The following is a 23696-nucleotide window of genomic DNA, read 5'->3' on the forward strand; positions in this document are numbered from 1 at the left end:
GACTTTATCAGCGCAGAGCACAACCACCGGCTGAATATGGAAGGTCTTTTCACGGCTCGTTTAAATGGTTAATTTAGTCGTCAAGCGCCATACAGATTTCCCTTAAAAGAAACACCCGAACACGTAACACGAATTGCATTGACGCGCAGACGCTTTTTTCGGTTTGATCACCAGTTCACTTTTTTCATCCAGTGAGGACTGGACTATAGCTATTCTAAGGAGCCAGCATGTTTAAAGAGATGAAAGTTTCCGGCCTTGTTATGGACCCAAAGACCAACACGCCCATCCTGGTCCTGAAGGATCCTCGGAACGAAACCTCCCTTCCCATCTGGATCGGCCTTCTGGAAGCAACCGCCATTGCAACAGAGCTGGAGAAAATCCAGTTCCCGCGTCCCATGACACATGATCTGATCAAAAACTGTTTTGACCTGCTGGATGTCAAAGTCGAACGCATAGAAGTCTGTGACTTGAGGGACAACACTTACTACGCTCTCATCTACCTTCGGGACAAGGATCAGGTCAGTTCCATCGATGCGCGTCCAAGCGACGCCATTGCCATCGCCCTTCGGACCAATGCCCCCATTTTTGTCGAAGAGGAAGTTCTCTACAAATCCCAAAAAACCGAGGATTCCACTCAGCCTCTCTTCGACCGCGAAAATAAGGAGAAATGGGCAGACATTCTGGAAGATCTCGATCCGGAAGACTTCAGCAAATACAAGATGTAAGGCATACAACCACAATGGATGAATGCATGAAGTGGGAAAGCTCTCGCCTGAGCCGGTTCATTGAAGCAGCCCGGGGTCAAATCCCTGCGGATCTTTGTCTACGCGGATGCCGCATCGTGAATGTCCTCATGGGAAAGGTGGAAACCGCCGATCTGGCAGTTTATGATGGATTCATAGCGGGATGGGGCCGGTATGAGGCAATGGAAACGATCGATGCAGACGGTATGTTTGTGTGTCCCGGGTTCATTGACGGCCATATCCATATCGAAAGCACGCTTCTGAGCCCCGGCCGGTTTTGCGCCTCCGTGGTCCCGTGGGGCACGAGCGCAGTCGTTGCGGACCCTCATGAAATCGCCAACGTCCTGGGGATCGAGGGAATCCGATATTTCCTCGGCGCCACCGAAGCCATTCCGCTGGATGTCTATTTCAATCTTCCGAGCTGTGTGCCCGCATCCCCCCTGGAGACATCGGGAGCACACCTCAGGGCTTCGGACCTCCACTCTCTTCTGCCCCATTCAAGGATCCTCGGTCTTGCGGAAATGATGAACTTCCCCGGCGTCCTGCAAGCTTTTCCAGACGTGTTGGACAAGCTTCTGCTCTTTCAGGAGCGATGCATGGATGGCCACGCTCCGCAGTTGAGCGGCATGGATCTGAACGCCTACATCGGAACGGGAATCACTTCCGACCACGAATGCACCACCCTTGAAGAAGCCCGTGAGAAGCTTTCCAAGGGAATGGCCCTCATGCTTCGGGAAGGAAGTCAATCCAAGGACCTGGCAAATCTTCTTGCCGCCGTCGATGATTACACCTGGCCCCGGTGTCTGCTGGTGAGCGATGATCGCCATCCCGACGATCTCCTTCGGGAAGGACACATGAATTTCATCGTAAACCGGGCCATGGCCCTCGGCCTGGAACCCGTCCGCGCTCTGACTCTGGCCACGTGGACGCCCGCCAGGCACTTCGGCCTCTCCCGCCGGGGAGCCATCGCTCCTGGATATCTGGCGGATTTCAGCCTGAGTCCCACTCTCAATCCATGGGTTCCTCAGCGCGTTTTCAAGAAAGGCAGGGAAGTTGCCCGGGAGGGAAAACTCCTCATTGCACCAGAGACATTTCCCTCCCCCGCGGCGCCTCCCAGCCCCATGAATCTTTCCGCTCCATCCCTCGATGCCTTGAGTGTTCCAGTCGAAGCCGGCCTTCTCCGCGTGATCGGTGTTCAGGAAGGAACACTCCTCACTCGAAAAATTCTCTTTCCCCCCAAAGTCGAAAATGGACAGGCCGTTGCGGACCTGGACCGTGATATCCTGAAACTGGTGGTCTTCAACCGCTACCGTCCGGGCGCTCCACCTTCCATCGGGTTCGTTCAGGGGATCGGACTTAGAAAAGGAGCCATGGCCACCACTGTGGCTCACGACTCGCACAATCTCATTGTAGTGGGAACCAACGACACAGATATCGCACATGTGGTCGATGCTGTGCGGAAGGCAGGTGGAGGCATGGCCATCGGTTCGGCAGGCGATACCACGGAATTGCTTCCTTTGCCCATTGCCGGACTCATGTCCGATGCGCCTGTTGAAAAAGTGGTGGAACATCTTGAAACCCTGAAGGCGAGAGCCCGCTCCTGGGGATCTCCTCTTCATAACCCGTTCATGGCTCTTTCGTTTCTCGCCCTTCCCGTCATCCCTGAGCTGAAGCTGACAGATTTGGGGCTGGTGGATGTTTCCGCTTTTGATTTTGTTCCTCTTTTCCAGTCAAAATAAGCCCCCATCAAAAGACCTTCCTTCCCCCTTTGGGGAGAGAAGATCGAGGTGGGGGGCTTGAATGGTTACAAAACAGCCCCCATGCACGTGGCGGGGGGCTGAGGCATGAGGCCCCTGTATTCCGATTCTTACCCCCATCCCTTGCAAAGAGTCATGGCAATACGCGATTTGCCGAGGCTCTCAGCGCTGAAAACGCACACAGGATGCTCGACCGGCCACGGCCTCATATCCTTCGGGAAAAAAGGCTGCAGATTGTTTCTCATGAGCGACGCTTGAGAACAAACATTACCCGTCATCAAAAACTTTGGAGGGAACCATGACCAGCGTTTCGTGCAGTTCTGTTGATGATGTTGTCAACTTTGCCATCAATAAGGAAGAGAAGGCCATGGAGTTTTATCAGAAGTGCGCCGACCGCGCCAAAAATCCGGGCATCAAGAAATTCTTCCTGGAAATGGTGACTGAGGAAAAACGGCATAGGGACATGCTCAAGGATCTCGATGTTCTTGGAATTTCGGACGTGAAACTGCCCCAGGTGGAAGATCTGCAAATCGGCGATTACTTGATCGATGTCGAGTTCTATGACGACATCACCTATCAGGAGGCACTGACTCTTGCCATGAAAAAGGAAGAAAAGGCCCACGCTTTCTATTCAGGCTGGAAAAACAAGTGCATGCATGAAAAGACATCCAAACTGTTTGAACTTTTGGCCATGGAAGAACTGAAGCACAAACGCACCATCGAAACCATGTACGACGAGGAAATCCTCGCCTGGGATTGAGGGACTGTCTGCCCCCCTGCCCCTTCAAGGGGGGAATCGAATCAGATGCGGCTCCCAGACAGAGGAATTTTCAGACAACCCATTGTCAGATTTCATCTGAACCACAGAGACACGGAGAACACGGAGATTTCATTTAAAAGTCCTTCTCTGTGCCCTTCGTGCCTCCGTGGTAAATATGACGATACCACACACTAAGAGCCCACCCGGAAACATCCTTCACTCCTTTGCCCCCCTTCACATTCCGTCCTTTTCTCTCCCTCTGACAACCGAAGTCACAAAAGGCGCTTTTCCTTCATTCCTGCGCAGGAGCACATAGAATGCTCCGGCACCGCCGTCATAGGTTCGCGCCGAAGCAAAAGCCAGAATGAAGCGCTTCAAAGGGGCGCGTGTAAGCCAGGTCACCAGCTCTTTTTTCAGAACCGGTTGTTTGTCCTTTGAATTGAGGCCGCGCCCGGAGACGATGAGAATACAACGGCACTTTTGAGCAAAACTCTCCTGCACGAACTGAATGACGATCTCACGAGCCTGATTCCGGTTGCAGCCATGAAGATCCACGTAGTCCTGGTAGCTGAATTCCCCCTTACGCAGCTTCTTGAGAACCTTCGGAGAAAGCCCCACAATCGCCCCATCCACATATTCGTCGGAGTATGAGAGCTCGAATTCCACCTCGCCCGACACCAGATGCATCAAATGCATGTAGACTTCCCGTTCTTCTTCCGCCAGAAAACGCGGAATTCGCTTTGCAGGGGATGGAGGTGCGACCCGCTCTCTGTGCACTTTTTCCAAAGGCGTTACATCCTTCATGGCCTCCGCGAAGAGCTGCTCGTCATTCATGGACTGTTTTGGGGCTGACGTTGAGACGCAAACGTCATCAGGCAGGGAAGCACTGCGAACTGCACGCGAAATTTGTGCAAGGTGTTGATCTAAGCCCTCAAAGGGGGTATAGAATCCCTGGGCGGAAGATTTCGCATGAGAAGAGCGATGGATGGTTTGTCTGATGTTTTTTTTCCTGGTACCCATCATATTGCCTCGTTTGTGTCTCATTTCATAGCATAGGAAAATGTAACGGGAACCCCCTTGATGAACCCAGTGATTGTGATTGAAAAACCATCAGAACTCGATGCTCTTGTCGAAAAGTTGGCTGCCACTCGATACATTGCCATCGATACGGAATCCAACAGCTTTTACGCATACTTCGAACGGATCTGCCTCCTTCAGCTCTCGACGGAACAGGAAGATTATATCCTGGACCCCCTGGAACTGGAAGACCTGCAGCCTCTGGCCAAAATCTTCATGGACCCCGGCATCGAAAAGATCTTCCATGCTGCGGTAAACGATGTTTTGGGACTGAAACGGGACTACCGGTTCAGCATCAACAACGTCTTTGACACGGCCATCGCAGCCAAACTTCTGGGATACAAACAATTGGGCCTGGCAAAGCTCCTTCAGGAACACTTCGGAGTGGTGCTCAACAAAAAGTGGCAGCGCCACAACTGGGGGAAGCGCCCACTGGAACCCGAACAGTTGGATTATGCCCGCATGGATACTCATTATCTCATCACCCTGCGGCACATCCTGGCTGAAAATCTCAAGGCACGGGAACTCTGGGAGGCAGCACGGGAATCCTGTGTCAAAATCACGGAACAGGCAGTTCAGGAGAAGACGTTTCGGCCCGAAAGCTTCATTCAGATCAGCGGCGCCAGGAATCTGGACCCTACGGGGAAGCGCATTCTGAAAGCCCTTTACCTCTACAGGGAACATGAAGCGCAACGGCGGAATCGAGCTCCGTTTCGAGTCCTTTCCAATGACACCCTTTTGAGACTGGCTCACCAGCGGCCCAAGAACGTGAGCGATTTTTCCAAGATCAAAGGAATACCGAGGAACTACCACAACGGGCGTGGGGCTCAAAACCTCCTGGAATTGATCCGGAAAATTGAGGGACATGCCTCTCGCTGAGAAGGATCCCGCAAAGGTTATCATCTGAGGCACCGCTGTGATCATTGATGCATCCTGCCGTTTTCTCCGATGGCGAAATATTTTTCGTGAACGCTCTCCCTTCCGGAATTCCCCTCTCGCCGGAGACCCAAAATGACAGCGAAGAAAAAGCACGAAACAGAAAAAGACCCTGGAGCCCATTCCCGAAAGTGCCTATGCAAACTTCACTTATTCTTGAATGCCTTGGGCATTCAAGAATCCATAAAAACCGGACACCATCTATTTCAAGCAGAAATTCAAAGAGTCGGCCGGCGCTTTGAAAATATATGCAGAAAATGAACGATGAAAGAGGAGAAATAATGAATTCGCACATTGTGATCAAGGATTGCTACAAAACCTACCGCCATGATCAGGACAAAGCGCGCACTCCGGAAGAAACGGTGGCAAGGGTCAAAGAAAGATTGGAAAAGCTCAAGATCAACATCCTCTCCGAGACCCGGCGCATCGACACCGGGCGTTTGGACATTCCCGTCTACATCAGTTTGTGCGGTGACGACGCCACGCGGCTCACGGGCACCAAGAAACAGATGGGAAAGGGAGCCACGCCCATCCAGTCGGAAGCCAGCGCCGTCATGGAACTCATGGAAAGATTCAGTTTCTTCTCTTTCATTCGCCGGTCTTCGTTTCCCCTGCTGCCCTATGGAGAGGTCGCATCCGAAGCGGTTTCCCCCGAAATGCTCAAGCAATCCGTTTACGATGATTCCACTCCCCTGGACCTCTGCCGGGAATTCCTGCAGGATGTTCCCCTGCGCTGGACCAGAGCCACCAACCTGACCCGCGGAGAAGACCAATGGGTGCCCATCGACTGGTTTTATCTCATCAATGAATACAACGGTCCCGCGGCAGGCAACACCATCGAGGAAGCCATTCTGCAGAGCCTCTGCGAAGTGGTGGAACGGCATGTGGGCTCCATCATCAGCTATGAAAAGCGCTCGACCCCCCTCATCGATCCGGCATCCCTCAAGGATCCAGCGGCAGTGGAACTGGTGGAAAAATTCCGCAGGCAGGGCATCGAACTCTATATGAGGGATTTTTCCCTGGATACGGGAATCCCCACGGTGGGAGCGCTGGCCTACGATCCTTCCACCTTTCCCCAATTGAGTGAAATCATTTTCACTGCGGGAACCACATCCAATCCGGAAAAATCCCTTTCAAGGGCTCTAACGGAGATCGCCCAGCTTGCGGGAGATTTTGAAAGCCGCACCTCCTACCGGCCGACTCTCCCCAAGTACACCAGCCTGGAAGAGGCCGGCTACCTCATGGAAAACCATAGAACCGTTTCCATTGGAGATCTTCCCAACCTGGACCACGACAATTTGAAGGTGGAAATCGAACGCTGCGTAAACGCTCTCAGGCGGATCGGCCTGGAAGTTCTGGTGATCGACGTGACGCACCCGGAACTCGGTGTACCGGCGGTTTACACCATTGTACCGGGAGCGCACTTCCTGGACCGCACCCGCGACACGGATTTTGCCCAGCATGCCGCGCGCACCCTGCTCCAAAGCGTTCCCATCGAACAGATCATGCCCCACATGGAACGACTCCTCCATCTTTTCGGGCCGCGCTACGATCTCACCTTCTTTCTGGCGCACAGTCTGGAACTGGAAGGCCGGCCGAAAACCGCACTCTCTCTCTTCCTTCAGGCCCTGGATCAAAACCCCGATCCCAGGGAAATCGCGAGCATTTATGTACACATCGCTTCCTGCCGAAAAGATTTGGCGCAATACGAAGAAGCCCTGGAAGCCCTGGCGCAGGCCGAACAATTCAACGACGAACTGAAGGAAATTTACAACCTGCGCGGCTTTTGCTACTATCAGCTCAAGAGACACCGGGACGCCATCTCGGCCTTTGAAAAAGCCATCGAACTGGACCCCGGCTCGGCCATCGACTATGCCAACATCGGCTCCAACCTGCGGGAACTTGGGTTCAAGCAGGAAGCCATTCGTCTCTACCGCATGGCCCTTGAACTCGACCCAGACATCGAATTTGCGCGCGACAACATTGCAAGGCTCGAAGAGGCGATGGAAAAGGATTCAACGGCTGCCTGATGAGTTATAAGCAACCGCATTGTCCTCCCTGGCTTTAGCTGCCGGTTGCCCCGAAAGTTCTCGGCCCGCGTGCTATGGCATGACTCATAAGGGAAAAACATGGGAATACAGGGACCAATATCGTTGGCAAGTGACCAGGATTCGCTGATCGAAGTGACTGAATTGACCAAGAAATTCAACGAGGTCACAGCCGTTGACGCGATTTCCTTCAGTGTGCGTCAGGGTGAGCTTTTCGGCTTTCTCGGCCCCAATGGCGCGGGCAAAACAACTACCATCAATATACTCACAGGGCTTGCCAGGCCGAATTCGGGAAAAATCAAAATCGCCGGTATGGAATGTGAAAAAAACCCAAAAGCGGCTCAGCATCTGATTGGGATTGTTCCCGATGAAAGCAACCTTTATCCCGAGTTGTCCGGATTTGACAACCTCTGTTTTTGCGCTTCCCTCTACGGCATGCGGAAGAAGGAGCGCCAGGCGCGCGCAAGAGAACTACTGGACGCATTTGGTTTAAAAGAAGCGGCGAATCGGAAATTCGCCGGTTATTCCAAAGGCATGAAACGCAAACTGACGATTGCCGCAGGAATCATTCACCATCCACAAATCCTGTTTCTGGATGAACCCACCACCGGCATCGATGTGGCCAGCGCCCGGCAGATCAGGCAGCTCATTGCCGAACTTCACCGCGCCGGGACAACGATCTTTCTCACCACACATTACCTCGAAGAGGCTGAACGCCTCTGTGAGCGTATCGCCTTCATCGTGAAAGGGCGGGTGGTGCGAACAGACACCGTTGCCAATCTTTTGCAGCCAATACAGGAAAGGAAAGCGATGCTGATTTCTGTCTCGAATAGTGCCGACGATCTATGCGACAAGCTGGCTTCCGCCTTTCCTCATTTCGAGTTCCAAGCCGTTTCCACCGGCCAGGTTCGCATCGAGTCGGCAGAGGCAATAAGCATTGGCCCCTTCGTACGGTTCATTGAGAACCAGGGCGCCGAAGTCATGGAGGCCCGCCGGCTGATACCGTCACTGGAGGAAGTCTTTGTTCGGGTTACCGGTATCGAGCTGGATGCCATGAAAAAAGAAAAGGAAAGGGCTGGAGGCGGTCAATGAAACGGTGGATTGCTTTTTGGAATATTATGCTCAAGGATATGCATGCCTATTATCTCAAGCCGCCCAACATCAGTTGGGGCCTGATGTTTCCTGTGGCCTGGACGGGTATGTTCTTCATCAAGTCGGGCAGCGGCCTGGAAAGCATTCTTACACTGCTTCCAGGCGTGATTGCGATTTCTGTCCTTTTCGGCACCACTTCTATGTTGGCAGTGACGGTAACATTCGAGAAAAAGAACCGCTCGTTTGAACGCTTGCTGCTCGCCCCCATTCCATTGGAGCTTCTCATGCTGGCCAAGACGAGCGGGGCGATCCTCTTTGGTGTGGCGAATGCTTCTGTCCCCATCCTTCTGGCCCTGTTCCTGAGCGATCTTTCCCAGGTTGCCTGGATCGCTGTATTGCCCGCCATTATATTGATCGCAATCGCATCGACTTTCCTGGGCCTTTTTATCGCGGTTTCAGTCAGTGAAGTTTTTGAAGCTCAGACTTTCTCCAACTTTTTCCGTTTTCCAATGATTTTTCTTTGCGGCCTGTTTTTCCCGATCCATTCTCTTCCAACGTTTTTGCGCCCGTTGTCCTACCTGTTCCCTCTCACTTATGGTGCCGACATTCTCCATGGTACAATTCGGGGGAAAAATATCATGCCACTCGGCCTGGACTTTTCGATCATCACTGTTTTTTGTATCGTCCTGTTTTACGCCAGTCTGAGGAACATACATAGAAAATGGATTGCTTGAATACCAGTCAAACGTCCCTCTTCTATTGGATGAAGGGCGTTTTGAAGAATTGCTCGAATTGAACGAAGATGAGAAGATGAAAAGTTTCCCCTTTTTCCCAACCCGGTCATGTGAAGCTGCTTCTCGGGGCCGGGTCGGGCAGGAATTTTTGGCACCATGTCGTGCATATTAAGAGCCGTCATAACGCATTTCTACTCTTCCCATGAAATGCATCCCACAGGGCAAGTGTCAATGGCCTCCTCAATGCACGCTTCGTTGCCCCCTTCCGGCAGAATCACATGAGCTTTTTCCGACGCTTCATCCATCTGAAAAACTTCAGGACAAAGCTCTACGCAACTCTCACAAGCAATACAACATTCCTGATCCAAAACGACCTTTCGAGCCATTTTCTCACTCCTTTCCATTTTTTGCATCACGGTTCCGTCCCGGCCCCCCATTACCCCCGAGCGGAACCGTTGCGAACCTTTGACGAGACTCACCGACATACTCCAGGCTTTCATCCATCAGATAGGGGGAGCGATGGTGACCAGAAGCCTGAGATCCGTTTTGGCTCGAAGCCCATGGGGTTCACTGATTTCACTGACAACCACATCCCCGGGCTTTGCAGGGAATGAAGCTCCGTCTTTCCCCAGAAATTCCCCCTCTCCCTCCAGGATCACAAGGCTCACCTCCCCTTCAATGTCATGAGAATGGACGGGAAGTTCCTGCCCTGCCTTGAAGTTAAAATTGAGAATCTTGAAATAAGGGGAATCCTGGACCAGCAGTCTCTTGAAGCCTTTTTCATCAAACCCGCCTGCCTCATACAAGTTGACTTTTTTCATCCCATCTCCTTTTCGGTTTCATCTCGGTTGATTGAGAATGATATCTTCTCAGTGTGAAAGGCTGATACTCTCATCATTCTTTGCGTTTAAGATAATGTTTAGCAGCACCGATCAAAAGAGGGATTGACTTAAGTCAACAGAATGAAAGATTTTTATTCCAAGGCAAAACGCATGCGAAGCCTTCTGGAAAGATCTTGAGTCAATTTGAAGGCATTCTCTACAGTAACGACACCGTCCGGATTCACCAGGCAGCAGGTTGCAGGAGACAGCATGCTGCGTGATAGAAGGTATTCCCGATCGATCCCTTGCCGATCCAGCCGGTCCCAGAGATCCAGCAGCCTCTTTTCCAGGGAATCCAGTTCCTCTTTTTCAAAGAACTGAAAGTTTGTCGGAGTGATTCCCCAGATGAGGATGCCTCCACGCTCCAGGTATTTTCTTATGGAACCGGCATAGGAAACAAAAATCTCCCCGTTCGTGTACATGTCCAAAGAGAGCACATCCAGGTCCAGCCCCAGCAGGAAGTCCCAATCGGGATTCCCGCACAAATGCACTCCTCGCGGCCTTTCAATGAGGGAGAAAAAATATTCCATGTCCTTTCCGGCCAGCGTATTGTTGTACCCCGACATGCCGCTGAATACGAACTGGAGCCCGGGTTCATCCACGAACATGAAGGCATTGGGATGCAACCCTTTCAGACGCTTCAATTGCGCATTCACGCGCCGGGCCATGAACTCCAGCATGAAAGGGCGCACCGTTTCATCGAAGAGGATGGGACGGTCATCCTGGTCCCTCACGTTGAAACCGAAACTGATGGGACCTTCCAACTGGCCTCGAATGGCTCTCCGGTCGCTGAAGTCCATCTGCAGGAACCTGTGGTAAACCACCGAGTAGGTTTCACTGATATCGAAATATGCAAGCTCCTCAAAATGGGCCAGCGCATCTTCTAACTCCCTCACGAACTTATCCATGGAAAAGCGCAGGGTTCGATTTTCCATATCCAGAACGATTCCGGGGAAATGTTCCGAAGCCTGGACATACATGTCTTCATAATAATTGTAGAGCGGCAACTGAGGCCAGAAAGGAATATCCAGGGAAAGAGCGGCCTTCAGCGCGGCATCCACATCCCTGTGGGGCATGACCGCCATGGCGGTCGTCAAAAGGTTACCCGGTATTGGCATGAGGTCTCTCCTATCAAGTTGGCCTTGGGGAAGGGGCCGCGTCGGTGACGCAGGCATTCGTCATGATTTGATAAAATCGCTTTACAGAGTTGCCGGTATACTGGACGGGCCAGGAGATGGATTTGAACCCCTTCAGAAAGGAAACTCTACCGGTTCGCGGCCCACATGTACCGGTAGGCCAGAGCTGTTGCCAGTACCGCCGGGACAACACCCAGGACAATGAATACCACGTCTCCGGGCATACGCATCCATTCGACCAGACGAACCAGATGTTCACTGGTATAGTCGAGTCCCCGTGCATGCCAGTAGCCATTGGTCAGAACATCCCAAAACTGCATCACACCACCGGGAAAAAGGCTCAGGAGCACCATGAGCAGCAGACCGATGTTCAATCCCCAGAAGGATATGCGAATGAATTTTTCAGGGCGGACCCATTGCTCGTCCGTAAGCACCTGCCGGAGTGATAGCACCAAGAGCGCCATGGCCAGCATTCCGAAAGCCCCCATGAAGGCCGCATGGCCATGGTTCGGCGTCAGCATGGTTCCGACTTCAAAGTAACTCACCACGGGAAGGTTGATGAGAAAGCCGAAAACCGCAGCTCCCAGAAAATTCCAGAAGCCCACGGCCATCAGGAAATAGAATGTCCATTTGTGAGGGATCACGATGCCTTTACCGCAGACCTCGCATTGCGTGCCCGTCAACTTGACAAAATCCCAGGCATCCAGCGTGAGAAGAGTGAGGGGAACGACTTCCATGGCGGAAAAAGTTGCTGCAAGGGCCATGGTCACATTGGACTGTCCCGTCCAGTACCAGTGATGTGCCGTTCCCACAATGCCGCTTCCCAGAAAAAGTATGGCGTCCAAGTAAATGATGCGCACAGCCGTCTTGCGGGCTACCATGCCGAGCTGGTAGAAGATGACGGCAACCAGCACGGTCACGAAAAGTTCGAAAAAACCTTCCACCCAGAGGTGGATGATCCAGAATCTCCACATATCCACGACGGAAAAATTGGACTTGCTGCCAAAGAAGAATGCTGGCAGGTAAAAGAAGGGGATGGCTATGGCCCCAAGCATGAAGAGCGTTGCGATTTCACTGCGTTCCTCGTCTTTTCTCGCGGGAGCCACGGCGCGATAGAGCAGGAAGAGCCAAAAGAGAAGTCCGATAGTCAACAGGACCTGCCACCCGCGTCCCAGATCCAGGAATTCCCAGCCCTGATGCCCAAACAAGAACCAGAGTTTTCCGAGAATTTGGCGAATGCCGAACATCTCCCCCAAAAGACTACCGACCACCACGAGGACCAGGGCCCAGAACAGTGCATTGATGCCCGCCACTTGTCCGTTGGGGTCTTTGCCTCCCAAGGAAGGAGCGAGCAGCAGGCCCCCGGCGACGTATGCCGTTGCAATCCAGAAAATGGCCAACTGGAGATGCCAAGTACGCACGAGGTTACTGGGAAGAATCCAGGAGAGATCGATGCCGTAAAAGTTTCCGGGATCGGCGCGGAAGTGAGCCGTCGCAGCGCCCACCAGCACCTGCGCCAAAAAGAGCAAAGAGACGATGACGAAATATTTGATTGTGGCCTTCTGGCTTTCCGTAGCCACCCCGGGAAGCAGGTGTGGATGAATGTGCACTCCTTCCCCATGGCCTTTCCAGCCCAGATAATCGAACCGGCCGAAAATAAAGAGCACCAGGGCCGTCGCGCCAAGAAGAGTAATGATGCTGAGGGCGCTCCACAAAACGGCATCCCGTGTGAGAGTATTTCCAACCAGAGGGTCATATGGGAAGTTGTTGGTATAGGAATAGGACTTCCCCGGCCGGTCCGCCACGGAGGCCCAGGCTGCCCAGGCAAAAAAAGCCGTGAGCTTCCGGATTTCCTCTTTGTCTTCGATATACTTCATGGGAAGGCCTCCACTGACGGTAGGTCCCGAGAAGTAATCGGTCCATTTGCCGATCTGTTTCCGGTATGAAGCCACCTCTGGCTCCGAAAAAATCAGCGTTTTGGTCTTGGGATCATAGCGGTTGGTTTTCAGAAGATTTTTTACTTCCGCTCCGAGCGCTTCCTTTTCGGTATCTGAAAGGGAGGCCGCATCCCTTTTGAAAAGTTTTTGAGCCAGGCTGTCACGTGCATCAACACCCAGAGTGTGGAGATATTCCGCCGAGAAATCGGGCCCGAGATAGGCTCCATGCCCCCAAATGGTGCCATTTTCCATGAGGCCGTACTTTAGAAAGACCTCCTGCCCTTCTGAAATGTCCCTACCGGTGAAAACCATTTCGCCCGATGGCGATACGATTCCCTCGGGAATGGGTGGCGCATCCCGGTAAGCTGTTGCAGAAATGTAGATCAGGATGGACATGCCAATCACGATGGTCCAGAAAACGCCATGCCGCCACCGGGGTGAAAGGGTTTGAAATGAGCTTTTTTTCAATTCCATTTCGATCCTTCCTTTCTTTTATGTGAGCATGTATTGACAATGAGAGATTTGAATCAAAACCATCCCTACTCAGACAAACCGGCTTGCAAGGTCCTCTCTTAGGCTCCTCCTTTTCCAATCGTGTCGTTGAAATGGCAATCTATTGCTTTTTGTGGCGATTTTCAAAAAATCGTCCCCTCGGATCAAGGACGCATTGATAAGCATTTTGAGGATAAGAACCGTATTCGATCGAAGAGGAGGGGGAGATCATCTTACAACATGATGAATATATATACCACCGGCATGCACACGATTGCAAATGCCCTTGAACTCCATAGGAACCACAGAGACACGGAGGGCATAGAGAAAGACTCTCAAATGAAATCCTTGTGTTCTCCGTGTCTCTGTGGTCGATGTGACAATGTCGCATTGTATATCCCCCTCTACCTGAGAGGGACATAACGAAGCGTGCATGAAGGTTTTTTCTATAAAACGGGGAATCCTGGAAGGAATCAGTGAAAATGCCAGCCAGCCAGTCTGTAAAGTTCATAAAAATGATGGACCGGGCCATGCCCCTTGCCGAGGGGCAGCCCCTGGCGGATAGCTCCCGTTATGTAGGATTTGGCCTGGGCCACGGCTTCTTCCACTGCAAGCCCGCGAGCCAGTCCTGCAGCGATGGCGGAAGCAAATGTACAGCCCGTTCCATGAGTGTGAGGGGTATCGTAACGGACATTGGAGTATTCACGAAAGTTCGTCCCATCGAAAAGCAGGTCCATGGGAGTTCCGGCCAAATGCCCCCCCTTGATCAAGACATAGCGCGGACCGAAGGATTTGATGCGCTTTGCAGCCTCTTTCATATCCTCCCGGTTGGTGACCTCCGCACCGATCAGAACTCCCGCCTCGTGCAGATTGGGCGTCACCACCAAAGCCAGGGGAAAAAGCTCCCGCACCAATGTTTCGATGGCTTCCCGCCGCAAGAGGGCATCCCCGCTTTTGGCCACCATCACGGGGTCCACTACAAGGTTTGCGCCGATCTGCAATGCTTCGATATCTTTCGCCACCCTGGAAATAATGCCCGCATTGGACAACATTCCCGTTTTGACGGCATCCACTCCGATATCCGTCACGACCGCGTGAATCTGGGATGAAACAAAAGCCGGGTCCAATTCCACGACACCATGAACCCCCACGGTATTTTGAGCCGTGAGGGCCGTGATGGCGCTCATCCCAAAGACCCCGAGGGCCGAAAATGTCTTGAGGTCTGCTTGAATGCCGGCCCCTCCCCCCGAGTCGGAACCCGCTATGGTCAATGCACGAGGAATCTTTGTCATATTCAACTCTTCTTTCATCTGTTCATCCGAACTGAAATCTCTGGATATTCGGCAAGATCTGGAGGCTCATTTCCGCTCGACTGTCAACTGCACGGCAATTCCAACGCCGTCAACTCCCCGAAAAATGGTCCCATCCTCTTGAACCACCGGCATACAAGACGGTTTTGCCGTCAGCATGCCGCACCTGCACTCCCGACATCTCTTCGACGATCCGCCCTATGACATGAGAGGGTGTTCCCATTTCATCCGCCAACGTCCTTTGGATTTCCGGCACAGACGTTTCAGGTGCGGTGAACAAGAGCTCATAATCCTCACCGCCCGTCAAGGCCCACGTCGAAGCATCCTGCCCTGCTCTCTCCGCCACTTCCTTACATGCGGCGCTGATGGGCAAATTCTCAACCCAGATCTCCCCTCCCACCCGACTGGCCCCACAGATATGCTGAAGATCGCTCACGAGACCATCGCTCACATCGGCCATGGCATGTACACAACCGAGCCGTGCCAGCGCCTGCCCTTCTTTGAGGCGGGGTTGGGGCATGAGATGTTTTTCTATCACAGTCCGGCGGGCAGAATCCGAAATCGACCATTCGGGATGACCGATGAGTTCCAAACCGGCCCTGGAATCTCCCAAGGACCCGGTGACCAGGACCAAATCCCCAAGGCGGGCCCCTTTTCTCAAAATCATCCTTTCTGGAGCCACACTCCCCATCAGACAAAGATCGATCACAATTTCCGAATGAATTTTGCTAAGATTTCCACCGACTATGGATCCCCCGGCAAGCCGAATCTGCTCCCCCATTCCCTGGTACAGACCGTCGACAAAATCAACATCCGTATCGGGCGGGAGGGCGAGCGAGACCAGGGCCCACAGGGGAGTTCCTCCCATGGCTGCGATATCGCTCACATTGATGGCAACGACTTTCCGGCCCAACTGATAAGGTGTGGTGGTGGTTCGCAAGAAATGCACATTCTCGACCTGAACATCACAGGTAGCCAAAAAGTAGTCAGGCCCGGAGCCTCGAAGCACCGCCACATCATCGCCTATCCCCACGACCACATCGGGGGGCGGCTGGGGCAGGGAACCGGCGATGCGTCCGATCAAACCGAATTCCCCCAAGTCACGTACTCGCATCATTCAGACTCCGTTCTTCAGCTGATAAATTCTTGCTCTCGGCAGACGCTCGACCCTCGTTGAGGACTCGAGTATCCCCATAAAAAAATAATCATATCGCACTTGGAATCTTCATGGGAGAGATATCTACAAGAAAGTGGCATAAAATCGGATTCGGAAGGGACCTTTGAAGGGTGGCCGACGAAAAAACCAGAGCGATCGTTTGATCGCCCTGGTCATCATCGTGTCTCATCCCATCTTGAGCGAGTAGCTCTTGTCGATTTTCAAACCTTCTATATCGGTAGTCTTTTCGCCTCGAGAGGCCTTGATCTGGTCAATGCCGCGCTTGACCATGGCTCTCTTGGAAGCATACGCATAAGCGGTTTCTTCAGTGATCACACCCTTTTCATAAAGGCCCGTGATGCAGTCATCGAAATTCATCCACCCGAAAGGCTTTGCCTGCTGCATCATTTCGTAGAAGGTCTTCCCCTCCGACTCCCCCTGCACGACGGCTTCTTTGACCCGCAGATTGGTCCCCATTATTTCCAGGGCCGCCACACGCCCTCCACCAATTTTCGGCAGCAGCCTCTGGGAAACGACCCAGCGTAGAGTGTCCGCCAGTCGAATGCGGATGAGGCGCTCTTCTTCCAGTTCGAACATACCCACTATGCGGTTGATCGTTTGCCCCGCATCCACGGTATGCAGGGTGCTGAGAACCAGGTGGCCCGTTTCTGCGGCGCTCAATCCTATTTCCACCGTTTCCCTGTCCCGCATTTCCCCCACGAGAATCACTTTGGGCGCCTGGCGAAGCGCCGCCCGCAAGCCATTGGCAAAAGAATCGAAGTCTATTCCCAGTTCACGCTGATTGAAAGTAGCCTTCAGTTGGGGATGCACAAATTCTACAGGGTCCTCCAACGTGATGACATGGACGGCCTTTTTTTGATTGATTTCATTTAAAACCGCCGCGAGCGTCGTCGATTTACCGCTGCCAGTGGCACCGGTGATGAATATGATCCCGTATTTTTGGTCGGCCACTTCTTTGAACACGGGCGGCAGCTTCAGATCTTCAAGAGAGGGCACCTTGGTGGGCAACTGACGCATCACAATGGAGTATGTTCCACGCTGGGAAAAGATATTCACACGGAATCGCGCCCGTCCCTGCAGATGGTAAGAAAGGTCACAAGAACCGTGTTTCAAGAGATGTTGAACGCTGCGGCGGTCGCCTCCCGCAAGATTCAGTGCGAGCATTTCCGTATGGTAGGGGGTCAGCTTCTCAATGCCCAGGTTTCGGCAAACCACCTTGAGTTGACCATCCACTTCCGCCTGAAGCGGCTTTCCCACCGTGAAATTGATATCCGAGGCTTGAGGGTTCTCCTCCAAAATGCGACTGAGCAAATAGTCCAGTTCCGGTCGTCTCACTTGTTTTCCCTTCTAAACCTCATGATCCGGTAGAACACCAAGATTTCATTTGAAAGTCTTTCTCTGTGCCCTCTGTGTCTCCGTGGTTCAGATGAAATCCGACAATGTCAAGTTAGATCTCAGTAAAATCCAGAGGCGGCTCTGTGAGATAGGACTTGAATTTTTCCTTGTCCACACACTTCATGTATGCCTCATCCGGGCTGATCCTTCCCGCTTTGAGCTGAGCGGCAATGCCGTCGTCGAGGGTCTGCATTCCGTATTTTTTTCCCGTCTGCATGGCCGAAATGATCTGATGGGTTTTAGACTCACGAATCATGGCCCGCACGGCATGGGTGGCAATGAGAATTTCCAGCACGGCGCAGCGCCCCTTCACATCGGCCCGCTTGAAAAGCGCCTGGGATATGACCGCTCGAAGCCCATCGGCCAGGGTCGAACGCACCTGGGCCTGCTCGCCTGGGGGAAAGACCTCGATGATACGATCCACCGTCTTGGCGGCGCCGGTGGTATGGAGTGTCGAAAAAACGAGATGTCCCGTAGCCGCAGCTTCCATGGCCAGTCGTATCGTTTCCAGGTCCCGCATTTCACCGACGAGGATGATATCCGGATCTTCACGAAGGGCCGCACGGAGGGCCGCCGAAAAGGAACGGGTGTGAGTGTTCAATTCCCGATGATTGACCACGCAATTCTTGCTCGTGTGAACGAATTCGATGGGGTCTTCAACGGTGATGATATGATCCTTGCGCTTTCTGTTGGCTTCATCGATGATGGCGGCAAGAGTGGTCGATTTGCCGCTGCCGGTAGGACCCGTAACCAGAACCAATCCTCGGGGAAGCATGGAGAGGCGGCTCACTACGGGGGGAAGTCCCAATTGTTCCACGGAGAGAATCTCACTGGGAATTTCACGGAAAACCGCTCCAATTCCATTTTTCTGCATGAAATAATTGGCGCGGTAACGGGCCAGTCCCGTAATCTCATATGAAAAATCCAAATCACCCGTTTCTTCGAAAATCTTGATCTTGTCTTCCGGCGTGATCTCATAAAGCATGGCGCGCAGTTCATCATCGTCCAACACCTTGAACTTGACCCGCTCCAAGTCTCCCCTGATTCGCAATACGGGCTGCTGCCCCGAAACCAAATGCAGGTCCGAGGCCTTCTGTTCGTTCATCAATTTGAAAAACGCATCAATTCTCGCCATAGAGCCCCTTTCGGCTGAAAATCCGGTCTTCTACTTTAAAATTCCAGAGAGATCCAGTGCCTGTGCCGCTCATCCAACCGTTTCAGGCCTTCCCGTTGAGCCAATTTCAAAGCTTCTTCGAATTCTTCCGCAGTGATGGTCCTCCCTATGTCAGGCATACCCACGGCCTCTCCGCAAGGGTAATACTGGCTCATGATATTCACATAAGTGTCAATGGAAATCTCCCTGGCGATGAAATGCAGAACAGAGGCGGTGCCGGCAAGCCCCCCCGGCATGACGAGGTGACGGACCAACAGCCCTCTTTCAGCAATCCCACGGGAATCCAATTGAAGATCCCCCACCTGACGATGCATTTCCCGCAAGGCTTCCCTGGCTCGATGCGGGTAGTCAGGGGCGTTGCTCAGTCTTTTGGAGACCTCCGGATCCCAAAATTTGAAATCCGGCATGTAAATATCCACTATGCCGTCCAGGAGTTTCAAAGCGGAGACACGATCGTATCCCCCGGTGTTGTAGACCAGAGGGATGCGAAGACCTCTTTCGATAGCAGGGGGCAGAGCTTCAAGGATCTGAGGAATCACATGTGAAGGAGTCACAATGTTGATGTTGTGACATCCTCCTTCCTGAAGGGAAACCATCATATCAGCCAGTTCATCCGGTTTCACGGGACGCCCCTCGCCCCCATGGCTGATTTCGTAATTCTGGCAAAACACACAACCCAGGTTGCAGTAGGAAATAAAAATAGTCCCGGACCCTCTTCTTCCTACCAGCGGTTTTTCTTCTCCAAAGTGGGGTCCGTAACTTGCCACAATGGCATACCGCCCTGTTCGGCAATAGCCTGTTTCACCCTTCATACGGTTAACACGGCAGAGCCGTGGACATAGAGTGCACTTGGTCATCCACTGAAGGCTTCGGTGAATGCTCTCGCTCAAACGCCCGTTCCGGTAAGCTTCCAGGTATGCGGCCGGCATGATCTCTTCCTTTTTATGCTGACAATGGGCTCAAAATGGAAAACCACATTCGGCAGGCTTGAAATTCTTTTGTCTTCTAACCAGCCTCCTTGGAGAGAATGACCACATCGATCTTCCCTTCCAGCTTCTTTTTGAACCGAACCGCATCCTCTTCTGAACCCACGATGGCACCATAATGCATGGGAATGGCCAATTGGGGGCGGATCGCCAGGGCGGCTTGAACCGCTTCATCCGCTGTCATCACGTAAGTTCCGGAAACGGGCAGAAAAGCCACATCCACCTGCAAGTCTTTCATTTCCGGAATAAAATCCGTATCCCCCGCATGATAGTAACGAATCCCATCCAGAGAGATCACAAAGGAGAGCATCCCCGCTTTCTTGGGGTGAAAGTTCTTGTTGATGTTGTATGCCGCTCCCACTTCAATATCCGCACCCGCCACACTTAATCGGTCACCTGGGGTGACAACTTTAATGTCGCCCGTGAGTTTTCCGGCTGATGCTGCATTCGTAACGATGACTGTGTCCGCCTTTTGAATCCGGGCGAGATCTTCAGGGGAACAATGATCGAAATGTTCATGGCTTATGAGAACCAGATCCGCAGGAACCGCCTGTGAGATCTGAAAAGGATCGAAATAGACCGTGATGCTGCCATCCAGACGGATGGTATCATGCCCCAACCAATGGATCTTTCTTATGATTTCATCTCTTTTCATGAAATTCTCCCTTTTTGAATGCACGCTCTTTGAATCAACATCGTCTACTCCTTGCTCGTCTCGAATCCCGGCAAGCCCCAAGTTTTGGAACGATCCCAATGAAGCGAGACCCGACCCATTGTATCGAAAAAATAGGGCTCAAGCCGAAACTGTCGAACAAGCAACAAACAGGCCTGAACATCTTTTTATGTACTCCCTATTGCCGTTCCGTTTTCCTTTGAGTTAATCTGTTTTCATGAGCAGGTAAGAAGAAAAAATGGTCGAGGCTTCCCCGCCATGACCCGCTATATCCCGCACGATTGAGAAAATGTATACCTACATTTTTTAATACGATAATGACAAAAATGGTGGAGTCGACCCAAATGAAGGACCAAGGCAGGTGATACAACGTTTTTTAAACGCTCTACTGAATCAGAAGTGGCGGGATTTCAAGGTGACACACCATGCCGTCCTTCCCGCACAGGAAGCACGTTACGGCAAGCCGGAATTCCCGCTTCCACCCATTCTGGAAGAAACCCTTCTACAATCGGGCATGACTCGACTTTATTGCCATCAAACCCAGGCGTTGGATCACATCCGATCAGGACAGAATGTAGTTGTAGCGACTCCCACCTCCAGCGGAAAGTCCCTCATCTACAACCTTGCCGTTTCAGAAGCGCTTCTTCAGAACCCTGTACAGCGAGCCCTTTATCTTTTCCCCATCAAGGCTCTGAGCCGCGACCAGCAGGAGACCCTGGACACCTTCCTCGGCACATTGAACGCGAAGACGGGCAAAAGCGCTTTTCAGGCCGCCATCTATGATGGAGACACCAACGCTTACCGCAGGGGAAAAATAAGGCAAAATCCGCCCCACATCCTGCTGACCAACCCGGACATGCTGCATTACGCTCTCCTCCCCTTCCACGGCAAATGGGAAACTTACTGGAAACATCTGCGTTTCGTGGTCATCGATGAAATGCACACCTACCGGGGGGTTTTCGGGAGCCATGTCGCTCAAATACTTCGTCGCCTCCAGAGGGTCTGCCGTTATTATGGAAGCACCCCCCAGTTCATTCTCCTCTCCGCCACCATCGCCAATCCCAAAGAACTGGCGGAACAGCTTCTGGGACATGCTCGGAATTCCATTACGGTCATCCATGATCACGGGGCCCCTCAGGCAAAACGGCATTTTGTTTTCATGGAGACAGAGGAAGGAGCGGCGGGACACGCTTCGGGCATGGCGGCCCGCCTGATCGCACGCGCAGCGGAAGCGGGACTCAAAACGATTGCGTTCACCCAGTCACGGAGGCTCACGGAACTGGTTCACATGAGTGTGCTCCGTTTGGCCCCGCAACTGGCTCGAAAAGTAAGCTCCTACCGGGCGGGTTTTCTGCCCGAGGAGCGCCGGTCCATCGAGCAAAAACTGGCCGGCGGAGATCTGTCGGCGGTCATTTCAACCAGTGCCCTGGAACTGGGCATCGATATCGGTGGGCTCGATCTCTGCGTTCTTGTGGGCTATCCGGGTACGGTCATGACGACCTGGCAGCGGGGAGGCCGGGTGGGGCGCAGCGGCCGGGAATCGGCCATCATTTTATTGCCTCAACCGGATGCCCTGGATCAATACATCGCTCAGCACCCGCAAGAATTTCTCAAGAGCCACTATGAAATCGCCGTCGTAGACCCTTCAAACGAGGAAATTCTCAAGGCCCACCTCCCCTGCGCCGCAGCCGAACTGCCCCTTGAGGAAGAGGAAGTCCACCAGCAAAACAGTTCCTTTCAAAAAGTGGTGGAGGCACTCACGAAGAGCGGAAGACTGCTGCAGACCGGAGAGGGAACCCAGTGGCTGGCGTCTTCTCTGCGGCCCCACCGGAACGTGGATATCCGTTCGGTGGGTGAATCCTTCGCGATCTTCACCACCACTCACGAGGATCAAAAACGTCCCCTAGGGAAAAGTGAAGGACTTCGGGCTCTCAAGGAATGTCACCCTGGAGCGATTTATCTTCACCGGGGCGAAACCTACCACGTGGAAAGCCTGGACCTGGCAAACCACGTCATCCATGTAACCCCCAGCGGCGCACCCTACTTCACGCGGGTCAAGAGCGAAAAGGAGACAGAAATCCTTGAAGTGCTCGCATCCAAGCCCGTAGGCAATTTCGTCATACGCCTCGGAAGGCTGCGGGTCACGGAACACATCCTCGCTTATGAAAAAAGGCGCCTTTTCACTCAGGAGCTCCTGGGAACGAACCCTCTGGAACTCCCTCCCCAGACTTTTGAAACCATCGGTTTCTGGATAGAAATCGAATCGGTTCTGGCCAAACATCTTCAGGCCGACGGCCTGCACTTCATGGGGGGTATTCACGCCGTCGAACACGCCGCTATCAGCATGTTCCCACTTTTTGCCCTTTGCGATCGAAACGATATCGGCGGCATCTCGTGCCCACAACATCCCCAGGTCGGAAAAGGCGCGATCTTTATCTACGACGGGTATCCCGGTGGAATCGGCCTGGCTGCAAAGGGCTATGAAATCATTTTGCCTCTTCTTGAAAAGACCAAAGAACTCATCGCGTCCTGCTCCTGTCCGGAAGGCTGTCCTGCCTGCATCCATTCCCCCAAATGCGGATCGGGCAACAAACCCCTCGACAAACGGGCGGCACTGGCCGTTCTCAAGTTTCTTCTCGGCGAATGGAATCCGTTGCAGACCTCTCCCACGTCAGCGGAAGAACCGGATGAACCCCTCTTTCATGCTCCGCTGGCAAGATCTCTGGCCCCGAAACGGCGAATCGGTTTCTTTGACCTGGAAACTCAGCGCCTCGCCAATGAGGTGGGGGGATGGCAGAACAAGCACTTGATGAGGGTATCCGTAGCGGTTCTCTATGAAACGGGTTCGGACGGCTTTCATGTTTACAGGGAAGAAGACGTGATGTCACTGGTCCAGGATCTTCAGAAATTGGACCTGGTGGTGGGATTCAATGTGGAACGGTTTGATTATGAAGTCCTCAGAGCCTATACCCCCTTTGACTTCCGCAAACTTCCCACTTTTGACCTTCTGAAAGAGATTTATCGGGAACTGGGCTTTCGCCTCAGTTTGGATCACCTCGCCGAAAAAACCCTGGGAGCAAACAAGACTGCAGACGGCATTCAGGCAGTGAACTGGTTTCGGCAGGGGCAATGGGAACCCTTGATCCATTACTGCAAATCGGATGTCATTCTGACAAGAGATCTTTTCCGGCATGCTCTGGAAAAAGGCTATCTGCTCTACAGCAATCGAAACAGCCAGCTCCTGAGAATCCAGACTCCCTGGGACCTGGAGCAAATCATTCAGGAAAGCAACGGACACAGGTCCATGCCTGTACAATCCGCAGAGATACAACCTTTGGATTTGTCTGATGTCCAAAATCGCCCGTCATAGCTCAGGAGGTAGTGAGCA

General features: G+C 52.8%; 19 protein-coding genes. 8 read left to right on the forward strand and 11 right to left on the reverse strand.

The window, feature by feature from the left end; genetic code table 11:
• Nucleotides 1–227: 227 nt before the first annotated feature.
• From QMG16_RS07845 to QMG16_RS07855, 3 genes are all read left to right on the forward strand, one after another.
• The gene (locus QMG16_RS07845; protein WP_281793413.1) at nucleotides 228–725 is read left to right on the forward strand and encodes a bifunctional nuclease family protein; all 498 of its coding nucleotides are present in this window, start codon (nucleotides 228–230) and stop codon (nucleotides 723–725) included.
• Between the two features lie 26 nt (nucleotides 726–751).
• Nucleotides 752–2482, forward strand: a complete 1731-nt coding sequence (gene ade, locus QMG16_RS07850) for an adenine deaminase (protein ID WP_281793414.1) — start codon at nucleotides 752–754, stop codon at nucleotides 2480–2482.
• Nucleotides 2483–2798: 316 nt separating this feature from the next.
• Entirely contained in the window at nucleotides 2799–3260 is a 462-nt protein-coding gene (locus tag QMG16_RS07855; RefSeq protein WP_281793415.1) for a ferritin family protein, read from the forward strand.
• A gap of 234 nt (nucleotides 3261–3494) precedes the next feature.
• On the opposite strand, the gene QMG16_RS07860 is transcribed toward QMG16_RS07855, so the two are convergent.
• Nucleotides 3495–4094 carry a Smr/MutS family protein gene (locus QMG16_RS07860; protein WP_281793416.1) on the reverse strand — a complete coding sequence of 200 codons (600 nt, stop codon included), beginning with the start codon at nucleotides 4092–4094 and terminating at the stop codon, nucleotides 3495–3497.
• Between the two features lie 246 nt (nucleotides 4095–4340).
• On the opposite strand from QMG16_RS07860, the gene QMG16_RS07865 reads away from it, so the two are divergent.
• The 4 genes from QMG16_RS07865 (at nucleotide 4341) to QMG16_RS07880 (ending at nucleotide 9147) form a co-directional block, all read left to right on the forward strand.
• Complete coding sequence (locus QMG16_RS07865) at nucleotides 4341–5216, forward strand: ribonuclease D (protein WP_281793417.1); 876 nt, start codon at nucleotides 4341–4343, stop codon at nucleotides 5214–5216.
• A gap of 338 nt (nucleotides 5217–5554) precedes the next feature.
• On the forward strand, nucleotides 5555–7303 hold the full coding sequence (locus tag QMG16_RS07870) for a YcaO-like family protein (RefSeq protein ID WP_281793418.1): 1749 nt from the start codon (nucleotides 5555–5557) through the stop codon (nucleotides 7301–7303).
• Nucleotides 7304–7426: 123 nt separating this feature from the next.
• Nucleotides 7427–8413, forward strand: a complete 987-nt coding sequence (locus tag QMG16_RS07875) for an ABC transporter ATP-binding protein (RefSeq protein WP_281793419.1) — start codon at nucleotides 7427–7429, stop codon at nucleotides 8411–8413.
• On the forward strand, nucleotides 8410–9147 hold the full coding sequence (locus QMG16_RS07880) for an ABC transporter permease (protein ID WP_281793420.1): 738 nt from the start codon (nucleotides 8410–8412) through the stop codon (nucleotides 9145–9147). The genes QMG16_RS07875 and QMG16_RS07880 overlap by 4 nt, the downstream gene beginning before the upstream one ends.
• A gap of 191 nt (nucleotides 9148–9338) precedes the next feature.
• On the opposite strand, the gene QMG16_RS07885 is transcribed toward QMG16_RS07880, so the two are convergent.
• The 10 genes from QMG16_RS07885 to QMG16_RS07930 form a co-directional block, all read right to left on the reverse strand.
• Nucleotides 9339–9533 carry a ferredoxin gene (locus tag QMG16_RS07885; protein ID WP_281793421.1) on the reverse strand — a complete coding sequence of 65 codons (195 nt, stop codon included), beginning with the start codon at nucleotides 9531–9533 and terminating at the stop codon, nucleotides 9339–9341.
• 117 nt (nucleotides 9534–9650) lie between these two features.
• Nucleotides 9651–9968: a cupin domain-containing protein gene (locus QMG16_RS07890; RefSeq protein ID WP_281793422.1), complete on the reverse strand. Its 318-nt coding sequence runs from the start codon at nucleotides 9966–9968 to the stop codon at nucleotides 9651–9653.
• Nucleotides 9969–10120: 152 nt separating this feature from the next.
• Nucleotides 10121–11146 (reverse strand): uroporphyrinogen decarboxylase/cobalamine-independent methonine synthase family protein, encoded by a 1026-nt coding sequence (locus QMG16_RS07895; protein ID WP_281793423.1) that lies wholly within the window; start codon nucleotides 11144–11146, stop codon nucleotides 10121–10123.
• A gap of 146 nt (nucleotides 11147–11292) precedes the next feature.
• The gene (locus QMG16_RS07900) at nucleotides 11293–13575 is read right to left on the reverse strand and encodes a nitric-oxide reductase large subunit (protein WP_281793424.1); all 2283 of its coding nucleotides are present in this window, start codon (nucleotides 13573–13575) and stop codon (nucleotides 11293–11295) included.
• 491 nt (nucleotides 13576–14066) lie between these two features.
• Nucleotides 14067–14885, reverse strand: coding sequence for a bifunctional hydroxymethylpyrimidine kinase/phosphomethylpyrimidine kinase (thiD, locus tag QMG16_RS07905; RefSeq protein ID WP_281793425.1), 819 nt, complete (start codon nucleotides 14883–14885; stop codon nucleotides 14067–14069).
• A gap of 109 nt (nucleotides 14886–14994) precedes the next feature.
• The gene (gene thiL, locus QMG16_RS07910; protein ID WP_281793426.1) at nucleotides 14995–16020 is read right to left on the reverse strand and encodes a thiamine-phosphate kinase; all 1026 of its coding nucleotides are present in this window, start codon (nucleotides 16018–16020) and stop codon (nucleotides 14995–14997) included.
• 225 nt (nucleotides 16021–16245) lie between these two features.
• A complete protein-coding gene (locus QMG16_RS07915; RefSeq protein WP_281793427.1) occupies nucleotides 16246–17415 on the reverse strand; it encodes a type IV pilus twitching motility protein PilT in 1170 nt (389 codons plus the stop codon).
• A gap of 112 nt (nucleotides 17416–17527) precedes the next feature.
• The gene (locus QMG16_RS07920) at nucleotides 17528–18610 is read right to left on the reverse strand and encodes a type IV pilus twitching motility protein PilT (RefSeq protein ID WP_281793428.1); all 1083 of its coding nucleotides are present in this window, start codon (nucleotides 18608–18610) and stop codon (nucleotides 17528–17530) included.
• 35 nt (nucleotides 18611–18645) lie between these two features.
• A complete protein-coding gene (locus tag QMG16_RS07925) occupies nucleotides 18646–19578 on the reverse strand; it encodes a radical SAM protein (protein ID WP_281793429.1) in 933 nt (310 codons plus the stop codon).
• Between the two features lie 76 nt (nucleotides 19579–19654).
• Nucleotides 19655–20290 (reverse strand): MBL fold metallo-hydrolase, encoded by a 636-nt coding sequence (locus QMG16_RS07930; protein WP_281793430.1) that lies wholly within the window; start codon nucleotides 20288–20290, stop codon nucleotides 19655–19657.
• Between the two features lie 379 nt (nucleotides 20291–20669).
• On the opposite strand from QMG16_RS07930, the gene QMG16_RS07935 reads away from it, so the two are divergent.
• Entirely contained in the window at nucleotides 20670–23678 is a 3009-nt protein-coding gene (locus QMG16_RS07935) for a DEAD/DEAH box helicase (RefSeq protein WP_281793431.1), read from the forward strand.
• Nucleotides 23679–23696: the final 18 nt, after the last annotated feature.

Source organism: Desulforhabdus amnigena, assembly GCF_027925305.1.
Classification (GTDB): Bacteria; Desulfobacterota; Syntrophobacteria; order Syntrophobacterales; family Syntrophobacteraceae; genus Desulforhabdus; species Desulforhabdus amnigena.